This is a genomic window from Amycolatopsis sp. BJA-103 (genome assembly GCF_002849735.1).
GTDB lineage: Bacteria > Actinomycetota > Actinomycetes > Mycobacteriales > Pseudonocardiaceae > Amycolatopsis.
The window spans coordinates 9386171-9405495 of sequence record NZ_CP017780.1 but is presented as its reverse complement, the minus strand read 5'-3'; the positions used below and the strand labels follow the sequence as shown (position 1 = coordinate 9405495).

Below are 19325 nucleotides of genomic sequence, written 5' to 3'. Positions count from 1 at the left end.
CGTCAGTTACTGGCGAAACGTTGGGGCAGAAGGAAAATCAGCGCAGGCTCCGTCAGATCACCGACTGCTCCGAGACCGGCAGACAGACGGTGAACCGCGTGTCACCGGGCTCCGAGTCGACCCGGAGGTCGCCCTGATGCCGTTCGACGACGATGCGCCAGGAGATGTCCAGACCGAGCCCGGTCCCCTGGCCGACCGGTTTCGTGGTGAAGAACGGCTCGAAGATCCGCTGCCGGATCTCCGCCGGGATACCCGGCCCGGTGTCGCCGATCTCGACGTGCACGTGATCGTTCACCCGCGACGTCCGCAGGGTCAGTGTGCCTTCGGAGCCCATGGCGCCGAGCGCGTTGTCGATGACGTTCGTCCACACCTGGTTCAGTTCCGCCGCGTACGCCGGGATTCTCGGCATCTCGTGGTCGTACTCCTTCACGACGCGGATCCCGGGCGTGATCTTGCCCGCGAGCATCACGAGGGTGGAGTCGAGCCCTTCGTGGACGTCGATCCACTGGTGCGGCGCGCGGTCCATTTGGGAGTACTGCTTGGCTTTGCCGACCAGCACCGAGATCCGGGTCGTCGAATCCTCGATCTCGCCCATCAGCATCTCGGTCTCGAGCGCGTACGCCAGCCAGCGGACGGCGCCGTCGAGGAAGGTCTCTCCGACCGAGTCGAGCAGCCGGTCCAGATCGGGCACGGTCAGGCCCGCGCGGACGTAGATGTCGGCGAGGTCCCAGCCCTGGTCGATGCCGTGGTCGTCGAACCAGTCGCCGATCTCGTCCTCGCGGTCGGACTGCTGCATCGCGGTCAGCTTCGGCGCCGAGGCGACCTGCTTGACCAGCTGTTCCTGGATCTCGAGCAACTGCTCCAGCAACGTCGGGTCGACGTTCTTCTTCGCCAGCATCGCGAGTTTGTGCCGCATCCCGGCGACCCGCTCCCGCAGCGCCGCCGTCGCGCGCACGGCGGCCGCGGCGGGGTTGTTGAGTTCGTGGGTCAGCCCGGCGGAAAGCTCGCCGAGCGCGAGCAGGCGCCGCCGCGAGCCGATCACCGTGTCGCTGTTGCGCCAGCCGAGGTACATGCCCTCCAGCAGATGCGTCGCCATCGGGAACCAGCGGCGGAACTCGGTGGCGAACTCGGCCGCGGGCAGCGTCAGGAAGGTGAGGTCGCTGACCGCGTGCACCGAAGCGCCGTAGTGATGTTCGTTCTCCTGGTGCACGAAGAACTGTGTCGCACCGCAGTACGCGCCACGCTGGTCGGACCGGATCGTCTCGACCTCGGTGCCGCCGACGAGCCGCGTCATCCGCAGCGCGCCGGACAGCAGGAGATAGAAGCAGGTCGCCGGATCGCCCTCACGCATGATCGTGGTGCCGCCGGTGTACTGCTCGAGGACGGCGTGCTCGTCGATCCAGTCCAGCTGTTCCTCGCTGAGGTGCTCGAAAAGGAAGAGCCCGCGCAGTTCCTCCCTGGGCAGAACGCTCATTGCTCCTCCAAGTACCGGTGAACCAGGGTGACCGCCATGGCGCCTTCGCCGACGGCCGACGCGACGCGCTTCACCGAAGCGGCGCGAACGTCTCCCGCCACGAACACCCCGGGGACGGAAGACTCGAGGTAGTGCGGGTCGCGGTCGAGCGGCCAGCCCGGCGGCCGGTCGCCTTCGGTCAGCAGATCGGGGCCCGTCCGCACGAAACCGTGGTCGTCGCGCTGGATCTCCGTGCCGAGCCAGTCGGTGCGCGGTGCCGCGCCGATGAAGATGAACAGGTGGCCGGTGGGCACGGTCTCGGTCGCGCCGCCGTTCTCGCACAGGGTCAGCGATTCGAGGTGATCGTCGCCGTGCGCTTCGACCACGGTGGTCCGCGTGCGGACGTGGATGTTCCCGATGCCGGCGATCTGCTCGATCAGATAGTGCGACATCGACGCTTCGAGTGACTGGCCGCGGACGAGGATGGTGACCTCGGCGGCGTGCTTGGAGAAGAACACCGCCGCCTGGCCCGCCGAGTTCGCGCCGCCGACGATGTAGACGTGCTCGCCCTTGCACTCGGGCGCTTCGGTGGCGGCCGAGCCGTAGTAGACGCCGCGGCCGGCGAGCTCGGCGATGCCCTTGGCCTCCAAGGCGCGATAGGTGACGCCGCTGGCCAGCACCACGGAATGCGCGGCGATCTCGGTCCCGTCGCCGAACAGCACGACCCGCGCCGAACCGCGCGCCTCCAGGCCCACGACGTCGCGCGTGGTCAGCACCTCGGCGCCGAACTTCAACGCCTGCCGCCGCGCGCGGTCGGTGAGCTGCGCGCCGGAAACGCCGTCCGGGAAGCCGAGGTAGTTCTCGATCCGGGAGCTGGTGCCCGCCTGCCCGCCGGTCGCCTTGCGCTCGACGATCACCGTCCGCAGCCCCTCCGACGCGCCGTACACGGCCGCCCCGAGCCCGGCCGGCCCGCCGCCGATCACGATCAGGTCGTAGAACTCCTGCGCGGGGCGCGTGGACAGGCCGACGGCGTCGGCGAGTTCCGGTCCGGACGGCTGGCGCAGCACCGTCCCGTCCGGCGTGACCAGCACCGGGATGTCGTGCGGCGCGGCGTCCGCGGCCTCCAGGATCCGGCGGCCTTCGTCGTCGTCGACCGAGTACCAGCGGTACGGCACGGCGTTGCGCGCCAGGAAGTCGCGCAGGTGGAACGACGGCGAGGAGTACCGGTGGCCGATGAGCTTGATCTCGTCGACCGGCCGCTCCCCCACCGCGCGCCAGGTCTCGACCAGCGCGTCGATGACCGGGTAGAGCTTCTCCTCCGGCGGGTCCCACGGCTTGAGCAGGTAGTGGTCGACGTCGACGACGTTGATCGCCTGGATCGCGGCGTCGGTGTCGGCGTATGCGGTCAGCAGCGCGCGGCGGGCGTTCGGGAACAGGTCCATCGCCTTCTCGAGGAAGACGATGCCGTCCATCTGCGGCATCCGGTAGTCGGCGAGGATCGCGGCCACGGCGTCGCCGCGCAGCTTGATCTCGCGCAGCGCTTCGAGCGCGTCGGCCCCGGAATCGGCCCGGATGATCCGGTAGTCCTTTCCGTACCGTCTGCGCAGGTCGCGGGCGACCGAACGGGATACGGCGGGATCGTCGTCGACGGTCAACAGGATCGGCTGGCTCACCGGATCAGCCTACGTCCTATTACGTTCGGGTCATGCTGGCCGAAGCCGAACAAGTGATCCACGACCGTGCCGTCGTCGCGTGCGAAGCGGCCACCGCGGCGGGACTCCCCGGCTCCTTCGAGGCGTGGCGCGAAGACGGCCTTCTCGCGGTCCTGGCCACGGCTCCGGAGTTGCGGTTCCTGCGCACGATCTCCGGCGTCACCGAGGTGAACCTGACACAGGCCGTCCGGCTCGCCGGGTCGTCGTGCTGGGAAGGTGACCGGCCGGCGCTCGTGCTCCCGGCGGGCCTGGTGCCGCACGACAGCGGTCTCGTCCCCGACGGCGTCCGTCCGATCGCGACCCTCCCGCTCACGAAGTTCCCTCCGGTGGAGGCGGACATCGACGACTCACCCGACGTCGGCGTCTTCCTCCGCATCCTGCTCGAAGGCTACGAAAGCGGCGGCGCCGTGACGGCGTTCATGGCCGCCGAACACGCCGATCCGCGGCTCCGGCGGTCACTCTTGATCGAGGACGGCGTGCCGATCTCCGCCGCGGCCCTGAGCTCGCACGGTCCTGGCGTCCTCCTCGGCGGCTCGGCCACGCCGCGGGCCCATCGCGGCAAAGGCGCGCAGGCACGGCTGCTGGCGCACGGTCTCGCCGCGGCCGCCCGCGAAGGGCAACGCTTCGCCGTCGCGACCGCTGTCGAGGGCTCGCCGAGCCTGTCGAACCTGCGCCGCGCCGGAGCCGAGGTTTACGCGAGGCAGGCCTGGCGGTGATCAGGCGCTTTGAGCGAGTTTCCGCAGGCGGAACGCCAGGACGAGCAGCATCACGCCGTACAGGAGGGCGTAGATCCCGACCAGCAGCGCGATCCCGTAGGCGCCGGCCAGCGGGTTGAACACGATCACGATGCCCGCGATCAGCGAGAGCGCGCCCGCCGCGATGAGGAAGGCCTCGCCCTCGATCTGCTTGCGCAGCCGGATCGCGGCGACGATCTCGACGATGCCGGTGAAGATCGCCCAGAAACCGACCAGGAAGGCCAGCACCAGCACGGTGATCCCCGGCCAGAGCAGGACCAGGACACCGGCGATGATGCCGAAGGCGCCGAGGATTCCGTACGCAGCGCGATGGGCGGCGTCGCCCGGCCGGAAGGCCTGCATCAGGCCGCCGATGCCGTCGATGATCGCGTAAATGCCGTAGATGATCGCGAGGGCCAGGACGGTGGCTCCCGGCCAGATCAGCGCGAGCACGCCGAACAGGATGGCGAAAACCCCGCGGACGGCGGCGAGCGGCCAGGCCAGGCGGGGTTCGACGACGGTGAGACCGACGAGAGGCATGCCCCGAGTATCGAAGCGCCGGACGGAGAGCGCGCGGCACACCACTCGTCAGGGTGAAGGCCGGTGCGCGCCGCGACCGCCATCACGGCGCGCACCGGGGTCCATCAGGGATACGCGACGAGGTTCGCCACGGTCGATCCCGAGTTGGCCGGTCCGCCGCGGTCGTTGACGACCCGGCTGATGGTCCCGTTCCCGCCGAGGGAGACGGCGACCATGCTCCGGAACCGGACGTTCGGATTGTTCGGCGCTTCGATCGCGCGATCGGCGACCACGCTCGGGTTCACGTTGAAGTAGCAGTAACTCCCGAGCCCGTGCGCCTCGTGGTTCGTCACCGAGTTCGCCACCTTGTAGGCCGCGTAACCCCGCGTCGACCCGTTCATCCAGGAGGCCTGATTCGGTGGGTCGTAAGGCATTTCGTTCTGGTAGAAGTACGTCCGGCCGCGGTTGCCGTTCCAGATCGTCTGGTACTTCTGGTAATGCTCGACGAACAGGCCGTACATCGTGACGTCGTCACCGTTGACGATCAGGCCGGTGTCGGCGGTGTTGGTGTTCCACCCGACCCCGTTGCCGTGGTCGGCGCGCCAGATCCAGAGATGGTCGCCGATGACGTCGTCACTGTTGACCACCAAGCTGTTCGTGGCCTTGCCCACGCCCGCGCCGCCGATGCGGAAGAACACGTCGTGCAGCGAAGTCGGGTTCGCCGCGTGGTCCTGGGCGGAGTTGGCCGGGCCGACCTCCATCAGCGTGTTCGAGTTCGTGGTGCCCGCGTCGATCAGCACCCCGGCGACCTTGACGCCGTCGACGTCGGCCACCGTCATCGCGGTGATGCCGTTGTCGGGGATCAGCGTCGCCAGGCCGAGGCCGAGCACGACGGTGTCCGGCCGCGTCACGCGCAGCGTCTCGTTCAGGTGGTAGACGCCCGGCGTGATCAGGAGATCCTTGCCCTCGGCGAGCGCCGCGTTGATCTGCGAAGCCGTCGTGCCGGGCTTCGCGATGAAGAACCGGCTGATCGGCAGCGACGACCCCGGCTGGTTGGCGCCCCACGTGATGCCCTGCGCGTTGGTGCGTGTGGCGGGCACGAAGACCTGGTACGCGCCGGCGTTGTCGACGTAGAGGAACGGCTTCTCGCGCACCACCGGCGTCGTGTTCACCGTGGTGTACGGCGGATTCGGGAAACTGGTGGACGGCGCGCCGTTGACCCCGGCGAACACCATGTTCCAGTTGGAGCCGCTCCAGCTGCCGAACTGCGAGTTGCGCGAGATCCACTGCTGCTGCGAACCGGACCGGACCTGGCCGTCGACCTTGACGTCGGACATCCAGCCGCCGCTGGACCAGCCGCCATCGTCGAGCTGCAGGTTGCCGCGGACGTGCATGCGGCGATACGGCGCGGCCTGCGAAACGGCCCAGCGGTCGGTGCCGCCCGCGGGGTTGACCGAGAGGTTTTCCGCGCCACGCCAGAAGTTCTGCGTCGCGTTCCCCTGGAACCAGTCGGCCTCCGCGTGCACCGCGCCGTTGATCGTCACGTTGTCCGGCGAAAGGCCGAGCCCGAGCACCTGCGTGTAGAACCCGACGTTGACGTCGACGTTGTACGAACCCGGTTTGAACAGCAGCGCCTTCCGGTTCGAGCCGAACTGGCTGGTCTCCTGCTGCGAGAAGACGCTGTTGACCTGGGACTGGATCGCCGACTGCGCCATGCCGGGGTCGAAGACGAGCACGTTCGGCCCGAGGTCGGGGTTGGCGGTGCCGGTGACCGGCGTGAGCCGGAAGGATTGCGCGCCGGAGCCGTTGCACGCGTACTGCTGCAGCTGAACACTGTCCTGAGTGGAGAGACCCGGAAGGTCCAGGCACTTGCCGCTGTTGCGGCTGACGAAGTGGTACGCGCCACCGGCTTCCTCGACCGGCTGCCACTGCTGGTTGTTTCCGCCGCCGTAAGCCCACAGATGGATCAGCCCGCCATCGGACGTCGACACGTCGGCGACGTCCCACACCTGCGCCGGGTTGTTGCGCGTGTTGACCCGGTAGTAGCCGCCCGAGGTCGGCTGGAACTGCCACTGCTGGGAAAAGGTCTGGTTGCAGGCGTACTGCTGGACGACCGTCCCGTTCGCCGACCCGGCGGCCCGCGCGTCCACGCATTTCCCGCTGGTGGCCGTCACCGTGTACCAGGTATCGGGAACGATGGCCGCCTGCGCCGCCGGAGCCACCACTATCAGCGCTCCGACCAGCGAAAACAGGGCTATCAAGGCTGCTCTGGCCCTCATCAGGACCTCCTCCGCGTCATGGGGCAGGGCGAGCTGAGGCGGAGCCCAGTGGAGACGCGGCGTAGCGGGCGGGGACCTCGGCGTCACGATGGTCGAAAACGTAACGGCGGTCACACGCGGAGTCAATACACGTCTAAAAATAAGTCTCAAAGATGCAGGTCAGTGCCGCTTGCGGCGATCGAGACCACTGAGAGCGACCCCCTCGCGAACGGCCCGCGCGGGCGGTGTAATGTATGGACACACGAGATGCGGAGTACAACTTCGCTCCGGGGCTATGGCGCAGCTGGTAGCGCACCTCACTGGCAGTGAGGGGGTCAGGGGTTCGAGTCCCCTTAGCTCCACAGTGACGAAACACCGCCCCATCTGGCACGTTTGCCGAGGTAGGGCGGTTTTTTCGGTCTTCCTCACTTTGAGAATTGACGCGACCAACTTCAGTTACTGTTCAGTAGCTGGAGCAAATCTGGAGCACACCGTCCCGGCCATGCCGAATGGGGTCACATCGCCTGCTCCAGCTATGTAACCCGACCGGGTTGTCTACGAGGACTCCGGTAACCGAGGGAACCCGCTAAAGTCGATGGGCTCCAGATTCCGTCGGATTGCAAGTTCGCTTAGCCAGAGTCCTCTCTGGTTCCGAAGACGAAATCTGAGGGGGCGACAGGCTTTCCTTTCACCGTCGCTCCGCCGAACCAGGCGTCGCCGGCGAAGGTCGCCTTGCGGAAACCTGCGTCGCCGGCGAAGGTCGTCTTGGCGAATATGGCGTCGCTGGTGAAAGTTGCCCCGTTGAACGCCGCGTGACCGTCGAAGATCGTTGGCGATCGTCTGGCATTGGGTTTCGTTGTCCTGGGCAAGGCGTTCGAGGACATAAAGGCCGCCAAGGCGGACCGGGGCCTTGGCGGAGCCGAGTTGTTCAACGGCTTTGAGATAGAGCTCGGTGATCCGGCGTTCGACGGCGTCGGCGCGGGCGTCCTCGGCGACTCGTTCCTGGTGTGCCTGGGTAGCGGCAGCGATGTCTTGCTGGTGAGCGAGGGCGCGTTCGCGATTGTCGAGGTCGGCCTCAGTGGAGTGTTGGCGGCGCCAAGCCAGATAGAGCGCGACCACACCACCGACACCGATACTCAGCCCGACCTTCAGCGCGTCCAGCCGCACCTTCACCAGATCCGCTCCCGTGAGCCCCGCGGTGGCCAGCCACCACAATACGGTCACCACGGCCGCGGTCAGCACCGCGATCAGGATCGCCGTCCACCACATCGCGGCTTGGGTCAACGCAGGCAACCGCTTCACCGAAGAAGACATCAGGCTTGGCGACGAAGAAGCATTCGCGGCCGCAGGAGGCACATCATCGGCCGTGGCCACCATCGTCCATGAAACCGGCGAAGACGTCGCAGCGACCTGCGGAGCGGAAGTGCGTCATCGCTTCGACGCTGGGCCGTTCGAGTGACTGGGCAGACCGCCGACGTCATTGGACCGGCTACGGTCGGCGACTGATGGCGGGCTCCGCCTCCATGATTCCACGGCCGCCAGCATCACACTATCCCATGTGGACGCACAGCTGGCACGGACAGCAACGCGGCCGCCATCGGCGCAACAGCAAAGTCGTTACTGCGCAAGCCACCACAGGCACGTCCGGACAACCCACGGAAACCCCTCTACCCCTGCACGTGATTCGTGTGGTTCCGGATCCATGACCTTCATGGGGCAACTCAAAGCGCCTGGAGAGGCTCCGAATAGCAGGTGGAGGGCGACCTTAGTTACCTTAAAGAATCCGCAGGCAAGGCTATGTGAAGATCTCCGTTGCGCGGCGCCATCCGGGCGAGCACGCAATCCGGAAATCCAACGCCGCACAGTGGCACCCGAGCGAAGCCGGCCCTCCACCGAACGCGCCGCGTGATCACGCTACGAATCAAGCAGCCGAGCACCTTTCGCGCGTTTCACCGGGACCAGGCGCAGACAGCCAGGCCCTCAGGAAGGCAAGCTAAGCCACCCGCCCACCTCATCCACCCGACCGGAACGCAACTCCGAGACCATCCTCACACATTCAGACAGGACTCGAAGTTGTGGCAACAGATTGCCAGTTAAGAGCTTCTCAAGAGCTGACATCGCTCGGCCCGACCTGAAATCCAGAGCTGCGCTTTACGCCGCCACCCTGCAAATTTTTCGACCGGAAGGCGGATTCAACAGCAGAGGACTTGGGGTCCGGATGGAATCGTCAAGCGCTGCGCGCTGGACTGTAGCGGCACTGATAATCTGCAGACGGCAGCTGCTTGCGAAATTCGGGCTAGGCAGAAAATTTCATCGGCACTTATGCAGGCTTCTCTGACCACGAACCCGGGACCGTGTAAACAAATTCTTTTCCACCCCTGTTGGCCGGAATGCTTCTTTCACGTTTGAGTGTACCGCTCGAAACCAGGCGTTTCAATCGATTGTTGACGTTCTGCAAGGTGACCCCAAGACGTTCGGACAGCTCCCCTGCGCGAAATCTTCGAAGGGCGAAAGCTTGGCGATACGTCTCATTAAGATGCGCTGGCGCAGCTATCAAGCGAATTTCACCACCATCTACAGCGGCCGCCATCAACTCGCGCCGATCAAGACAGACCTGCATCGTCTCGAGAGTCTCCTCGTTGAGCCCCTGTAGCAGCACGACCGACACCGCGACATCTCCGGACGCGACCGCAGCGTAAAACTTGCCGAGGAACTCGTCGGCGAAACTGATGGTCATGGCGTCGACGCCCGCAAAGTCAATCACGACCTCATTGGCTTCCGATCCAGCGGACGACTCGTGCTCCAATGACTCCCGCGCAGCCTTGGCGGTACTCCGGGTGGCAAGGAAGGAACCATGCTTGCCCACCCGGTAAAGATGTTGCGAACCCATCACAAAGCCTCCCGGTTTCAATGAAACCATTGAAACACAGGCCGCAGGAACTAGTAAGGATGTATCCGTAATGACGCCCAGGTGCCCGCCACGTCGACGTCGGCGGACACGCACGTCGGACGCCTCGAATCGCCACGGCCGACGACACTGGCGAGACCTTTGCCACTGCGGAGCTGAAGGCGGGCAAGACCGCCCTTCGGCACCACCCGCCACAGGTCGTTCAGACCATGACCTCGCACCTCCTGAGTGCCGGTCACCCCCGGCTCGAGCGCCGTCTCGAGAGCAGCTACGTCGTCGACCAGGACGTCGTCGGCCAAGTTGTGGCCGAGGTGCGCACGCACACCGATTCCGGTATCGCAGACCGCGAACTCGATACCAGGCAGACCACTCGTTGCTCCGGTATAGACCTGCGCTGCAACGAAGGCGCCGACACCGCTCCACCCGTGACTGATCGCGTTGTCGATCAGCTCACCAACCCCCGCGAAGTATCTCCGGCCAAGATCGCCGTAGTGCCGAGTAAGCATCCGCCCCATTCGCTCACCCAGCCGATCGGCTCCATCAGGGGTCAAATGTGTGACTTCGAGCAGGCGATCCGACAGGTCCATCCGCGACCCGCCCTGGAGATCACCGACGACGTCCGTATCCGGGGGCAGGCTACTGATGACGTCTAGGCGCTCGAGGTATGACGCGACGTTGTGATCACGCGGCGTAATCAGCCGAACCTTGTCCCCCCGCGATCCGGCTGCCCGAGCGAGCGCCACGATCGCCGCGAGGTCCAGCGGCGACGCGAACGTGAGCCGCTGGCCGTCCAAGATCAGTGGGCCGGCCTCCGGCTCGACCGGACAGAGCCGGCGCAGTAGCGGCCGCCGGCCGACGAGCTCGATGCGCACGTCGCCGAGTCTTCCAGATCCAACACGCCGAGTGAGGGGGTGCCGAGCAAACCGCCGTGTTCATCTGTTTCAATGAAACCGGTGCACAAGATCGGCGGGCCTCGTGCCCCACGAAGGAGGTACTCGGGCATGGCCGGGGAGAGGAACGTCAACCACCAGATCCTGGCGACATTCGCCGTCACACGGGTCAACATCTCGAGCGCCGACGCCGCGCAGCGCCGAGCACAGGTGAATCACCTGCGGTCCCGGCTCGAGACGCACATCGCGGCAGCCCCGGACTACGACCTGGTCAAGCTGCGCGCGTCGGGTAGCACCGCCAAGGGCACCGCCATCAGACGTCGGCGCGGCGAGGGATCCGACGCCGATGTTGCCGCCTACCTGCGGACGACCGACCCCGACATCGACGAGTCCAAGGTCCTGGACTGGCTCCTCGCGCGGTGCATCGAGGTCTACGGCAAGACGAAGGTGGCCGACGACTTCGTGATCTCGCAGCACGCCGTCGGCATCACGCTGCACGGTTCCAAGCTCAAGATCGACGTCGCGCCGGTGCTGTTCCAGGGCGACGAGCAGGACAGGGGCCACCTGATCACCCGTCAGGGCGAGCGGGTGCTGACCTCGGTGACGCAGCACCTGGAGTTCATCCGGTCCCGCAAGCAGGAAGCCGGGCGCGGCTACGCCGAGCTGATCCGGCTGCTCAAAGCGTGGATCCAGGAAGCGAAGCGCCTGGACCCGAACCTCCGCTGCAAGAGCTTCCTTCTCGAACTCATCGTCGCGCACCTGTGGGACAACGGCTGGCACGGCGCGCCTCTGCAGGTCGACGACTACCCGGCGGCGTTCGAGCAGGTGCTCGCCTACATCGTAACCACCGGTCTACAGGCGCCGGTCGTGTTCACCGACCACTACGCCGCGAACGCGGTCTCATCCTCGTCCGAGCCCATCCAGGTCTGGGATCCGGTCAATCCGGGCAACAACGTCGCGTCGAGCTACACCGACACCAACCGACGCCACCTCGTCGACCTCGCGGCTGAGGCGCTCGACGCGGTCTCCTGGGCCGCTACCTCCCCCACCTGCGGCGCGGCCAACGACGCCTGGCGCACCCTCTTCGGCCCTTCGTTCCTCGGAGCTTGACCATGAGCGCTTCCTTGACCTTCACCTCCTCGTTCACGATCACCAACGCCCGGTACGTCGGCGCCAAGATTGGTGCCGACCTGCGGCAGCTGCGCTCGATGTACGGCAGGCCAGCCGACGTCGACGAGATCGACAAGTTCGCCGAGGAAGCCGCCTTGCTCCTGAAAGCCGACTACCTCGGCACCGCGGACTACGGATTCCGGGACCATGCCAGCAACAGCTGGAAGCTACGTCTCCGCTACCGGGCGACGGCTGGTCGACAGCGGCTCGATGATCCGCCTGGCCGACTTCCGCGATCCGCGGATGTCGCGAAGCTGCCGTTCCACTCATACATGTCGTACAGCGACACCTTCAACGCCCTGTCCGTCGCCGACCAAACAGCCTTCAAGGCAGGCCTGCCGGTCCGGCGGACCGCGGGTACCGAACCCAGCGTCGGACTCGGCAACTCCACGCCTGGCCACGGCTACAGCAGTAACGGCATTGGCGTGACCCGCGGCATCTTCGTCGCGCTCGCGACCTGACCTCTCGGAGAACCACATTGAGCACGCAAGATGACCTCTTCCTGCCGGTGATCGAACTCCCCGATCCACAGCAACTGGCCCGGTACGAGCGCCTCGTCGGCCTGGACGAGACCAAGATCAGGTTGCGCAAGGAAGCCACGCTCCTCGCCCAGCCCGATCAGCTGCGGAAGTGGGCCGACGAACACCACGCCGGGGCCGCTGCAGCGGCCCTTCGCCTGCTCGCCGACCGTGCGCCTCTATTCGTCTTCGCCGGCGACGTCGGTTCGGGCAAGTCGGCTTTGGCCGAGTCCTTCGGCTGCGACTTGGCCGAGCACCTCGACCTTCCGGTCTTCCTATACCGCCTGAAGCTCACGGCACGGGGCCGCGGATTGGTCGGCGAGATGACGACGCTGATAGGGGAAGCGTTTACCCACGTGCGCCGACAGGCGGAGGCTTCGATCAGCTCAGCCGGCGTCACCGCCGTGTCGGTCTTCATCGTCGACGAGGCCGACGCGCTGGTGCAGTCACGGGAAGCGCAGCAGATGCACCACGAAGACCGCGCCGGGGTCGACGCCTTCCTCGCGGGCGTGGACGGCATCGCCGGAATCGGACTGCCGATCATCGTGGTCCTCTGCACGAACCGTCCTGGCGCTATCGACCCGGCAGTGCTGCGCCGGGCGGCCGCGACCTTCCGATTCGGTCGACCCGACGACCAGCAGCGCCACGCGATCCTCACCGCTGCCCTCAATGGGCTCAGCATCCGGTCGGAGACGATCTCCAAGCTGGTCGAACTTACCGGTCCGTCCGGCGGACGGCATGGGTTCACTGGCTCCGATCTCACCCAGCGGCTCGTTCCCGCTGCCGTCCTCGACGCCTTTCCCGACCGCCCAGTCACCGACGAGGACCTGCTCACTCTCGCCGCCGACCTCGCCCCTAGCCCGGTCTTCACCGAGGAGACCTGACCCCGCCTGCACCGGGCTCTCGCCCAAATCTCGGAAGGAGAAGCACCGATGGCGACCCTAGCCACGCAGTTCAAAGCGGCACTAACCCGTATCGAGCCAAAAGTTGACGCGGACAACGCCGCCGAAGCTCACAAGCTGGTGACCGCGGTCTTGAAGGCCGATGGCAGGCTGAAAAAGCTGGGAATCTCTACCTTCCTCATCGGTTCCTACGGCCGACAGGTGTCGATCAAACGGGTCAAAGACGTCGACATGTTCGTGCGTCTGGAGGAAGCGACCGACTCGTTGCGGCCAGGCGAAATCCTCGACCACGTGAACGATGTTCTCGAGGATGCTTTCCCCGACCAAGTGGCACGGCAGCACCGCTCAGTCATGATCGAGTTTCCGGACTTCGACCTGTCGGTCGACGTCGTCATCGCCCGCCCGTGCGTCGACCATCCCACGGAGCACTGGCAGATCCCGGAGAAGGTCGAAGAAGACGGGCGCGCTAACTGGATCGAGACCAACCCGGTCAAGATGAGCGAGCTCACGACCGAAGCCAATGACGACTTTCTCCTGTCCGGGTCCGGCGTCTACGTGCCTTTGGTCAAGCTGATCCGCCAAATCCGGCGCACCTGGGTCGACGAACAGCCGGGCGGATACTACTTCGAGGTCCTCACCTACCACGCCTTCCAGGATCTCGAGCCGCACAAAAACACCGTCGCCGGGTACCTCTGCATCATCCTGCGAGAGATCGCGGACCGGCTGCCGGACTACGTGACCGACGGCCCCGACGACCCGACGCTCGACGAGCGCACTATCACGACCAAGGCCACGCAGGAACAGATCGAGGCCGCCGCCGAACGGATCACCGAGGCCGCCCAGCTCGCGGAAGATGCGCTCAAAGAGGAGGACATCTGCGCGAGTGCCTTGAAGTGGCAAGAGCTGCTCGGCAAGACGCAGCAGACCGATGAACCCGAGTTCGTCTTCGCCCTTCCCGAGGCGTGCAACGCCGACGGAACAGAGAAGCCGACGGGCGCTCTGGTTAAAGGTGCCCCGGCGGTGCCAGCCGGTCGCGATCGGTACGCATGAACATGTTCTCTGCTGACCTCGACCGGTGGCGAGAAGAGCTCCCCACACTCGGCTTCACCGATGACGGCGAACGGCTCCGCGGTCCGGTGCAGTGGGTCGAGCCAGCCAGGCCCGACCAGCCGCCGACGGTATTCACGGCGCAAGTGGAGATCATGCCCGGGGCGACTTTTCCCTTCGCACCACCGATGGTGCGACTCTTGGACTCCGGCGGGCCGCTCGAGATCACCTTCCACATCAACGCGGACAACACACTTTGTCTCTGGGAGGACGACTGGTCAGTCGACGACGCGCCATGGTTGGACCCGCGAAAGCTTCTGGACCGGATCGCCGACTGGCTACAGAAGACCGCGGCCGGCTGGCCCGACGACGACTCATGTGACCTTGAACGCTATCTGGACCAGGAGGACGATGGTCCTCGGATGGTGATCTACAACGCGACGAGGCTGCTCCCGAATCAGGCCGCGCAGACCGAAGGGGGCCCCGAGATCATCTATATCGCCGATAGGGCCCGGCGAACCGGCAACATCGTCAACGGGCGGCGACGAAACCGCAAGGACCGCCGACTCGCCTGGGTGGCCGATATCGGATCCGTCGTTCAGCCGATACGGAGCTGGGACGACCTCGCCGCATCGTTAGGCACTCACGCCGCGGAAGTCAGCCGGCTGATCAAGATCCGCGTGATCACCGTCATCCTGCTCCGCTACACCCGAGGAGAAGCAGACGCCGCGCTTGCGCTGAGGGTTCGCCCCAACGGTGCCGGTATTCGGATCAGCGCTTGCGAGAGCGCGGACACGAGCAGATCGACGCGCACCACGCGCGCCGGTTCAGCACGCACGGCCTTGACCGACATCCCCATCGCGATCGTCGGCTGTGGGGCAATTGGGTCATTCACCGCCGAGCTGCTGTTCCGGTCCGGGGCCCGCATCCTGACCCTCGTCGATCCCGAGCGCCTGCGGCCGGGCAACGTCGTCCGGCACTTCGCTGACCTCCGGCACATCGGCTGGCCAAAGCCTCATGCGGTGCTCGACTGCCTTTCCGCGATCGACCCCCAGGTCGACGCCGTGACCGTCACGCACAGCCGGCTGTCGACGCTGGACGAGGCAACTGATCTAGTGCTCGAAAACCGGATCGTTCTGGACGCGACTGGCAGCGGCCGAACTAGCAGCTTGCTCGCAACCGCGGTCAACCGGCTCGGCGTCGGGCCGGACCACACGGTCGTGTCTGTGTGCGTACAGCGTGATGGCCATGTTCTGCGGGTCGACCGAATGCCCCTGCGCCCCGGCGAGAGCTACCTGCCGCCACTGCCCGCGCTGGAGCACGCCAGCCAGCTGCGTGAACGAGGCTGCGGTGCCCCGATCTCGCCCACACCCCCGGGGGCCGTCGTGGCGGCCGCCGAGCTAGCTCTCCGCGTTGTGATCGACGAAGTCACCGCCGAGCGCAAACTCCCCGCGACTGTCGCAGACGTGCGCAAGCCCCAAGATCAACCGCCCTTCGACGTCATCGGCTGGATCACCTCCGACCACCCGCGACGAGCCGCGTCATGAATGACTTGGACCAAGTACTACAGGTGGCCGCAGAGGTGACGTCGATGATCGCCGCAGCCGCCGAGGCCGCTCACCCTCGCGAGACCGGCGGGGTCTTGCTCGGATGGTGGTTAGACGAGCGAGTCATGGTGTACCACGCCGTCGAAGTACCAGACCCTGATGCCTCTCAGGGGTCCTGGGTCCGCGACTACGACACCGCGCAGGTTGCGCTCCAAGAGGCTCTCGGCGACCAGGGACATCCGTGGCTCGGATACGTCGGGGACTGGCACAGCCATCCCGCGAACTTCGGGGCCAGCAGTCAGGACCTCACATCGATCCAGCATGCGTCCAACCAGTACGACCAGCCACTAGTGCTCCTCGTCCACCTGGCTGACGGCCTCGTCGAGGCCGTCGTCACAGCGTCCGCGAATCACCCGCTCATCCGTGGGCTAATCCCCGATTCACCCGAGAGGGAAACGACATGACCGCTTCTCGACCGGCAGCCGGCGCACCGTCGAGTTCGGGGGTCCGCCGGGGCGGCGACGGCTTCCAGGACCTCTTCGTCTGGGGCGCGGCGATGCGCGTGATCGGGCCGGATAGCCGATTCAACCAAGTGGAAGTCGAGATCACCGGAGCAGGCAATGTCGACGATGTCGTCCTGCGGAGCCGAACGGCCAGCGGCGATTTGTACGGACAGGTCAAGTGGGCCACCAACCCAGCAGATCTCGTCGATGAGGACTACCTCACGACTCCGCCACGGGGCGGCAAGAGCAAGTCCCTGCTGCAGAAGCTGTACAACAGCCATGTCACGCTCGGCCGACATGGCAACGGGCATTCGATGCAGCTGATCACCAACCGTGCCCTCGACGGCAGCCACCCTCTGCTGGGACACGCCGATGGCCGCACCGACCTCCTTCTCCCCTACGCGTCCCACGCGGCGGAGACATCCGAGGCGGGCAAGGCTATCGGCAATTGGGCAGAGCATGTCGGCTCAAGTCGCGAAGAACTCCTCGACATGCTCGGTCACCTACAATTCATTACCGGTCGTACGATCAGTGCAGAACGAGAACACGTTCGGACCTTGATGCTCGCCGCCGGACTGGACGGTAGCGATTTAGCACTCCAGCACGGGCTGACCACCGTTACCGGCTGGGTCGTCGGGGGCACCCGGGTGATCAGCGAACAGGACATCCACCAAGCTGTTGCCGACCTGCAAAGAGAGGCACCGTCCGCGCTGCTAGTCGTCCAAGCCATCGACACCGACCCACACGCCGACGAGGCGACAGTTGCCCTGAACTGGGTCGACATGTACGACGGCGACGAGCCTCGGGCACGTGTGATCCCACGCGACACGGATAGCTGGAATGCCATGGACCGGGAACTGGCCGCAGCCGCAGCCACCATCGAAAATGAGGGCTGGACATCCACAGTTGTCCGCGGCTCCATGCGGCAAGCGACGTTCTTCCGCGTCGGCACCGCCCTGCCCCAGGTGCGCCAGCACACGCTCCGCTATCTACAACGCGGCGAGATCTGGTCGACCGCCGCCGCCAAAGCCACGCTGGGCCAGCCCACCCTGAGGCGAACGCCAATCAAGCTCGGAAACGAGCTTGCGGTCGCTGTCGGCACCACCATCGACCCGACAGACGAAGTGGTCAACTGGTTGCAGGCGAACCAAGTTCCGATCGACCACCTGCTGACAGTCATACCAGCGGCCGGACCCGACGACGCTTCCATCGAAGGCGCTAGGCACGCCGTGACGTACGCAGAAAGGGTACGCAACCTGGTTCGAGCGGAACTCGGTGATCAGCCGATTGCCAAGGCAGTACACCTGTACTTGGCGGGTCCCGGAGGACTCGCGCTCCTGCTCGGTCATCGCTGGAACCGAACCCGCACCACAGTGGTCTACGAACACCTCGGAGCCGGGCTCGGCTATACACCGGCGTTCACCATTCCGGGCTGAGCACTCTGCCGAGTTCTACCAAGGTCACCACACCGGTCACCGCAGGACGTCACCTTCAGCCGTCCGGGCAACGAGCAGCGCCGGCACATCCTCGATGTTTCCCTGACCACCCGGTTCGCGAAGATCGCCTCCTCACCATCGCCACCAAACTCAAACGAGTCCGACCTTCGCCGCAGAAGTAACGTCGCGCAGCGGTGCCCGCCCCGCTGCCAATCCCTGATCTGTCCCAGACCTGCACAGGAGGTTGCAGATGACTCACATACACGACCTTGACCCGATCTTCCTCAGCTACCGGCACTCAGACGGAGATGCTTTGGCAGAACGCGCCGCGTGGGTACTTCGCGCCCACGGCGTCCCCGTGTGGCATGACCAGACTCATCTACCACCGGGCCGCTTTCAGCGGCGATTGCAAGAAGCCCTCGACTCAGGGCTGTCCGGGGCCGTACTTCTCGTCACCAAAGACATGGCGCACTCGAGTTTCGTCCGAGAGTTGGAACTACCGAATCTCCTTCGCCTAGAGGCTGACTCTGCCTTCACCTTCGCCATCGGGAACACCATCACCGACTCGGACGGGCGACTGGACTACGGTGCCCCGGATCGTCTGCTCCCCCAGGAGACAGCGGCGCTGAGCGACTTCGATCAGTTCGCGGTGTTCGACCACGCAGGGCTCGCTCGTCTGGCCAGCGAGATGGCAGTCCGCCGTGTCCGCCGCGCCGCCGTCGACGATCGGCTCCATCTGGACATCCAAACCCGGGCCCCTGCCCTGGGTACTCGGAAGGCACCGCTCGCGACCCGGACTCGCCCACCCCTGCGCGATACCAGCGTGCCGCCCGCCGACGCTTGGAAAGACTTCGCGCCGTTCCTCAGCGACCTGCCACGCATCGTCCAGTCGGCCGGCGTTCAGCATCTGCACATCACTGGCGGCGCGCACTTGAGCATGGCGTTCGCGCTCGGGGCCGCATTACCGACCACGAGTGGGTTGACCGTCACAGTCACTGATCAAGACGGGACCGAATGGACGGGAGCTGAAACCCAGACTGTGCCGCTCGTACAGAGCGCGATTCCCCTCGACGGTCCCCCCGATGGCCCCGTCGCCGTGTACCTCGATCTCGTACCAGCACCGCCCAACAAAGGCTTCCGTCACTACGCCAAGAGCCACGCCTACGCCCACGCAGTCGAGATCGCCGTGGCGGAACGCGAGCCCATCCCCGCCGAGGCAGCCCCCGCACTTGTCACCGAACTACGCCAGCGCATCGGCGAAATCGCAGGAAGTCGGCATATACACCTGTTCATGCGCGTCCCTTTCCCCTTAGCCGTGATGCTTGGCCGCACCTCCAACACGCTGCGAGTCACCCTCTACGAATGGGAACGGGAGGCCGAACCGCCAACGTACCTCGAGATGGCAACAGTATCCGCGGGCCGCAGCGGTGGGCCCGTTGTGTCATGGACGACCGACCGGTCCCCCTCGCAGGCTAAAGTAGACAGCGCGTAAACAGACCCATTAGAGCGACTGCGCTGAACTCCAAGATGGTGGTCTCACCAACTTTTCGTCCTATAGCTGCCTTAGACTTTCACACTAGTTTTCCTGGAGCAGTTTTGGAGCACGACGTCGGTTACAACTGCTGACAACAGCAACGAACTGCGTCGAACGAAGCCGAGCTGCTTACACCAACCAGCGGGTTCTCGATAACCGCAGGCCAGCGCCCTGCTTGAACCTGACTGGCAGTG

The 19325-nt window shown here is 65.7% G+C and carries 17 protein-coding genes and 1 tRNA gene; 11 read left to right on the top strand and 7 right to left on the bottom strand.

The window, feature by feature from the left end; genetic code table 11:
• Positions 1-52: 52 nt before the first annotated feature.
• Together BKN51_RS42480 and BKN51_RS42475 are read right to left on the bottom strand one after the other, a co-directional pair.
• Positions 53-1474, bottom strand: coding sequence for an ATP-binding protein (locus BKN51_RS42480; RefSeq protein ID WP_101612920.1), 1422 nt, complete (start codon positions 1472-1474; stop codon positions 53-55).
• Complete coding sequence (locus BKN51_RS42475; RefSeq protein WP_101612919.1) at positions 1471-3126, bottom strand: FAD-dependent oxidoreductase; 1656 nt, start codon at positions 3124-3126, stop codon at positions 1471-1473. Before BKN51_RS42475 ends, BKN51_RS42480 begins: the two co-directional genes overlap by 4 nt.
• 32 nt (positions 3127-3158) lie before the next feature.
• Between BKN51_RS42475 and BKN51_RS42470 the strand changes: the two genes are divergently transcribed.
• Complete coding sequence (locus BKN51_RS42470) at positions 3159-3881, top strand: hypothetical protein (RefSeq protein WP_101612918.1); 723 nt, start codon at positions 3159-3161, stop codon at positions 3879-3881.
• Here BKN51_RS42470 and BKN51_RS42465 read toward each other — a convergent pair whose 3' ends face one another.
• Both BKN51_RS42465 and BKN51_RS42460 read right to left on the bottom strand, forming a co-directional pair.
• Positions 3882-4439 (bottom strand): HdeD family acid-resistance protein, encoded by a 558-nt coding sequence (locus tag BKN51_RS42465; protein WP_101612917.1) that lies wholly within the window; start codon positions 4437-4439, stop codon positions 3882-3884.
• Between the two features lie 104 nt (positions 4440-4543).
• A complete protein-coding gene (locus BKN51_RS42460; protein WP_101612916.1) occupies positions 4544-6697 on the bottom strand; it encodes an RICIN domain-containing protein in 2154 nt (717 codons plus the stop codon).
• A gap of 268 nt (positions 6698-6965) precedes the next feature.
• Between BKN51_RS42460 and BKN51_RS42455 the strand changes: the two genes are divergently transcribed.
• Positions 6966-7038 (top strand) — tRNA-Ala (locus tag BKN51_RS42455).
• 267 nt (positions 7039-7305) lie between these two features.
• On the opposite strand, the gene BKN51_RS45030 is transcribed toward BKN51_RS42455, so the two are convergent.
• Positions 7306-7560 (bottom strand): pentapeptide repeat-containing protein, encoded by a 255-nt coding sequence (locus BKN51_RS45030; RefSeq protein ID WP_101613821.1) that lies wholly within the window; start codon positions 7558-7560, stop codon positions 7306-7308.
• A 302-nt stretch (positions 7561-7862) separates the two neighbouring features.
• On the opposite strand from BKN51_RS45030, the gene BKN51_RS45025 reads away from it, so the two are divergent.
• Positions 7863-8135, top strand: coding sequence for a hypothetical protein (locus BKN51_RS45025; RefSeq protein ID WP_146044394.1), 273 nt, complete (start codon positions 7863-7865; stop codon positions 8133-8135).
• A gap of 861 nt (positions 8136-8996) precedes the next feature.
• On the opposite strand, the gene BKN51_RS43425 is transcribed toward BKN51_RS45025, so the two are convergent.
• Complete coding sequence (locus BKN51_RS43425; protein ID WP_158255798.1) at positions 8997-9542, bottom strand: STAS-like domain-containing protein; 546 nt, start codon at positions 9540-9542, stop codon at positions 8997-8999.
• A gap of 74 nt (positions 9543-9616) precedes the next feature.
• Positions 9617-10456: a hypothetical protein gene (locus BKN51_RS42440; RefSeq protein WP_101612914.1), complete on the bottom strand. Its 840-nt coding sequence runs from the start codon at positions 10454-10456 to the stop codon at positions 9617-9619.
• 129 nt (positions 10457-10585) lie between these two features.
• Here BKN51_RS42440 and BKN51_RS42435 point away from each other — a divergent pair, with 129 nt between their 5' ends.
• From BKN51_RS42435 to BKN51_RS42400, 8 genes are all read left to right on the top strand, one after another.
• A complete protein-coding gene (locus tag BKN51_RS42435) occupies positions 10586-11584 on the top strand; it encodes a CBASS oligonucleotide cyclase (RefSeq protein ID WP_158255797.1) in 999 nt (332 codons plus the stop codon).
• Between the two features lie 2 nt (positions 11585-11586).
• Positions 11587-12105, top strand: a complete 519-nt coding sequence (locus BKN51_RS42430; protein WP_101612913.1) for an HORMA-1 domain-containing protein — start codon at positions 11587-11589, stop codon at positions 12103-12105.
• Between the two features lie 47 nt (positions 12106-12152).
• Positions 12153-13046 carry an AAA family ATPase gene (locus BKN51_RS42425; RefSeq protein WP_236781093.1) on the top strand — a complete coding sequence of 298 codons (894 nt, stop codon included), beginning with the start codon at positions 12153-12155 and terminating at the stop codon, positions 13044-13046.
• 48 nt (positions 13047-13094) lie between these two features.
• Entirely contained in the window at positions 13095-14114 is a 1020-nt protein-coding gene (locus BKN51_RS42420; RefSeq protein ID WP_146044392.1) for a nucleotidyltransferase domain-containing protein, read from the top strand.
• Positions 14111-15658, top strand: coding sequence for a ThiF family adenylyltransferase (locus tag BKN51_RS42415; RefSeq protein ID WP_101612910.1), 1548 nt, complete (start codon positions 14111-14113; stop codon positions 15656-15658). Before BKN51_RS42420 ends, BKN51_RS42415 begins: the two co-directional genes overlap by 4 nt.
• The gene (locus tag BKN51_RS42410) at positions 15655-16122 is read left to right on the top strand and encodes a Mov34/MPN/PAD-1 family protein (RefSeq protein ID WP_101612909.1); all 468 of its coding nucleotides are present in this window, start codon (positions 15655-15657) and stop codon (positions 16120-16122) included. The genes BKN51_RS42415 and BKN51_RS42410 overlap by 4 nt, the downstream gene beginning before the upstream one ends.
• On the top strand, positions 16119-17597 hold the full coding sequence (locus tag BKN51_RS42405) for an SAVED domain-containing protein (RefSeq protein WP_101612908.1): 1479 nt from the start codon (positions 16119-16121) through the stop codon (positions 17595-17597). The genes BKN51_RS42410 and BKN51_RS42405 overlap by 4 nt, the downstream gene beginning before the upstream one ends.
• A 250-nt stretch (positions 17598-17847) precedes the next feature.
• Positions 17848-19089, top strand: a complete 1242-nt coding sequence (locus BKN51_RS42400) for an SAVED domain-containing protein (protein ID WP_101612907.1) — start codon at positions 17848-17850, stop codon at positions 19087-19089.
• The last annotated feature ends 236 nt before the right edge of the window (positions 19090-19325 follow it).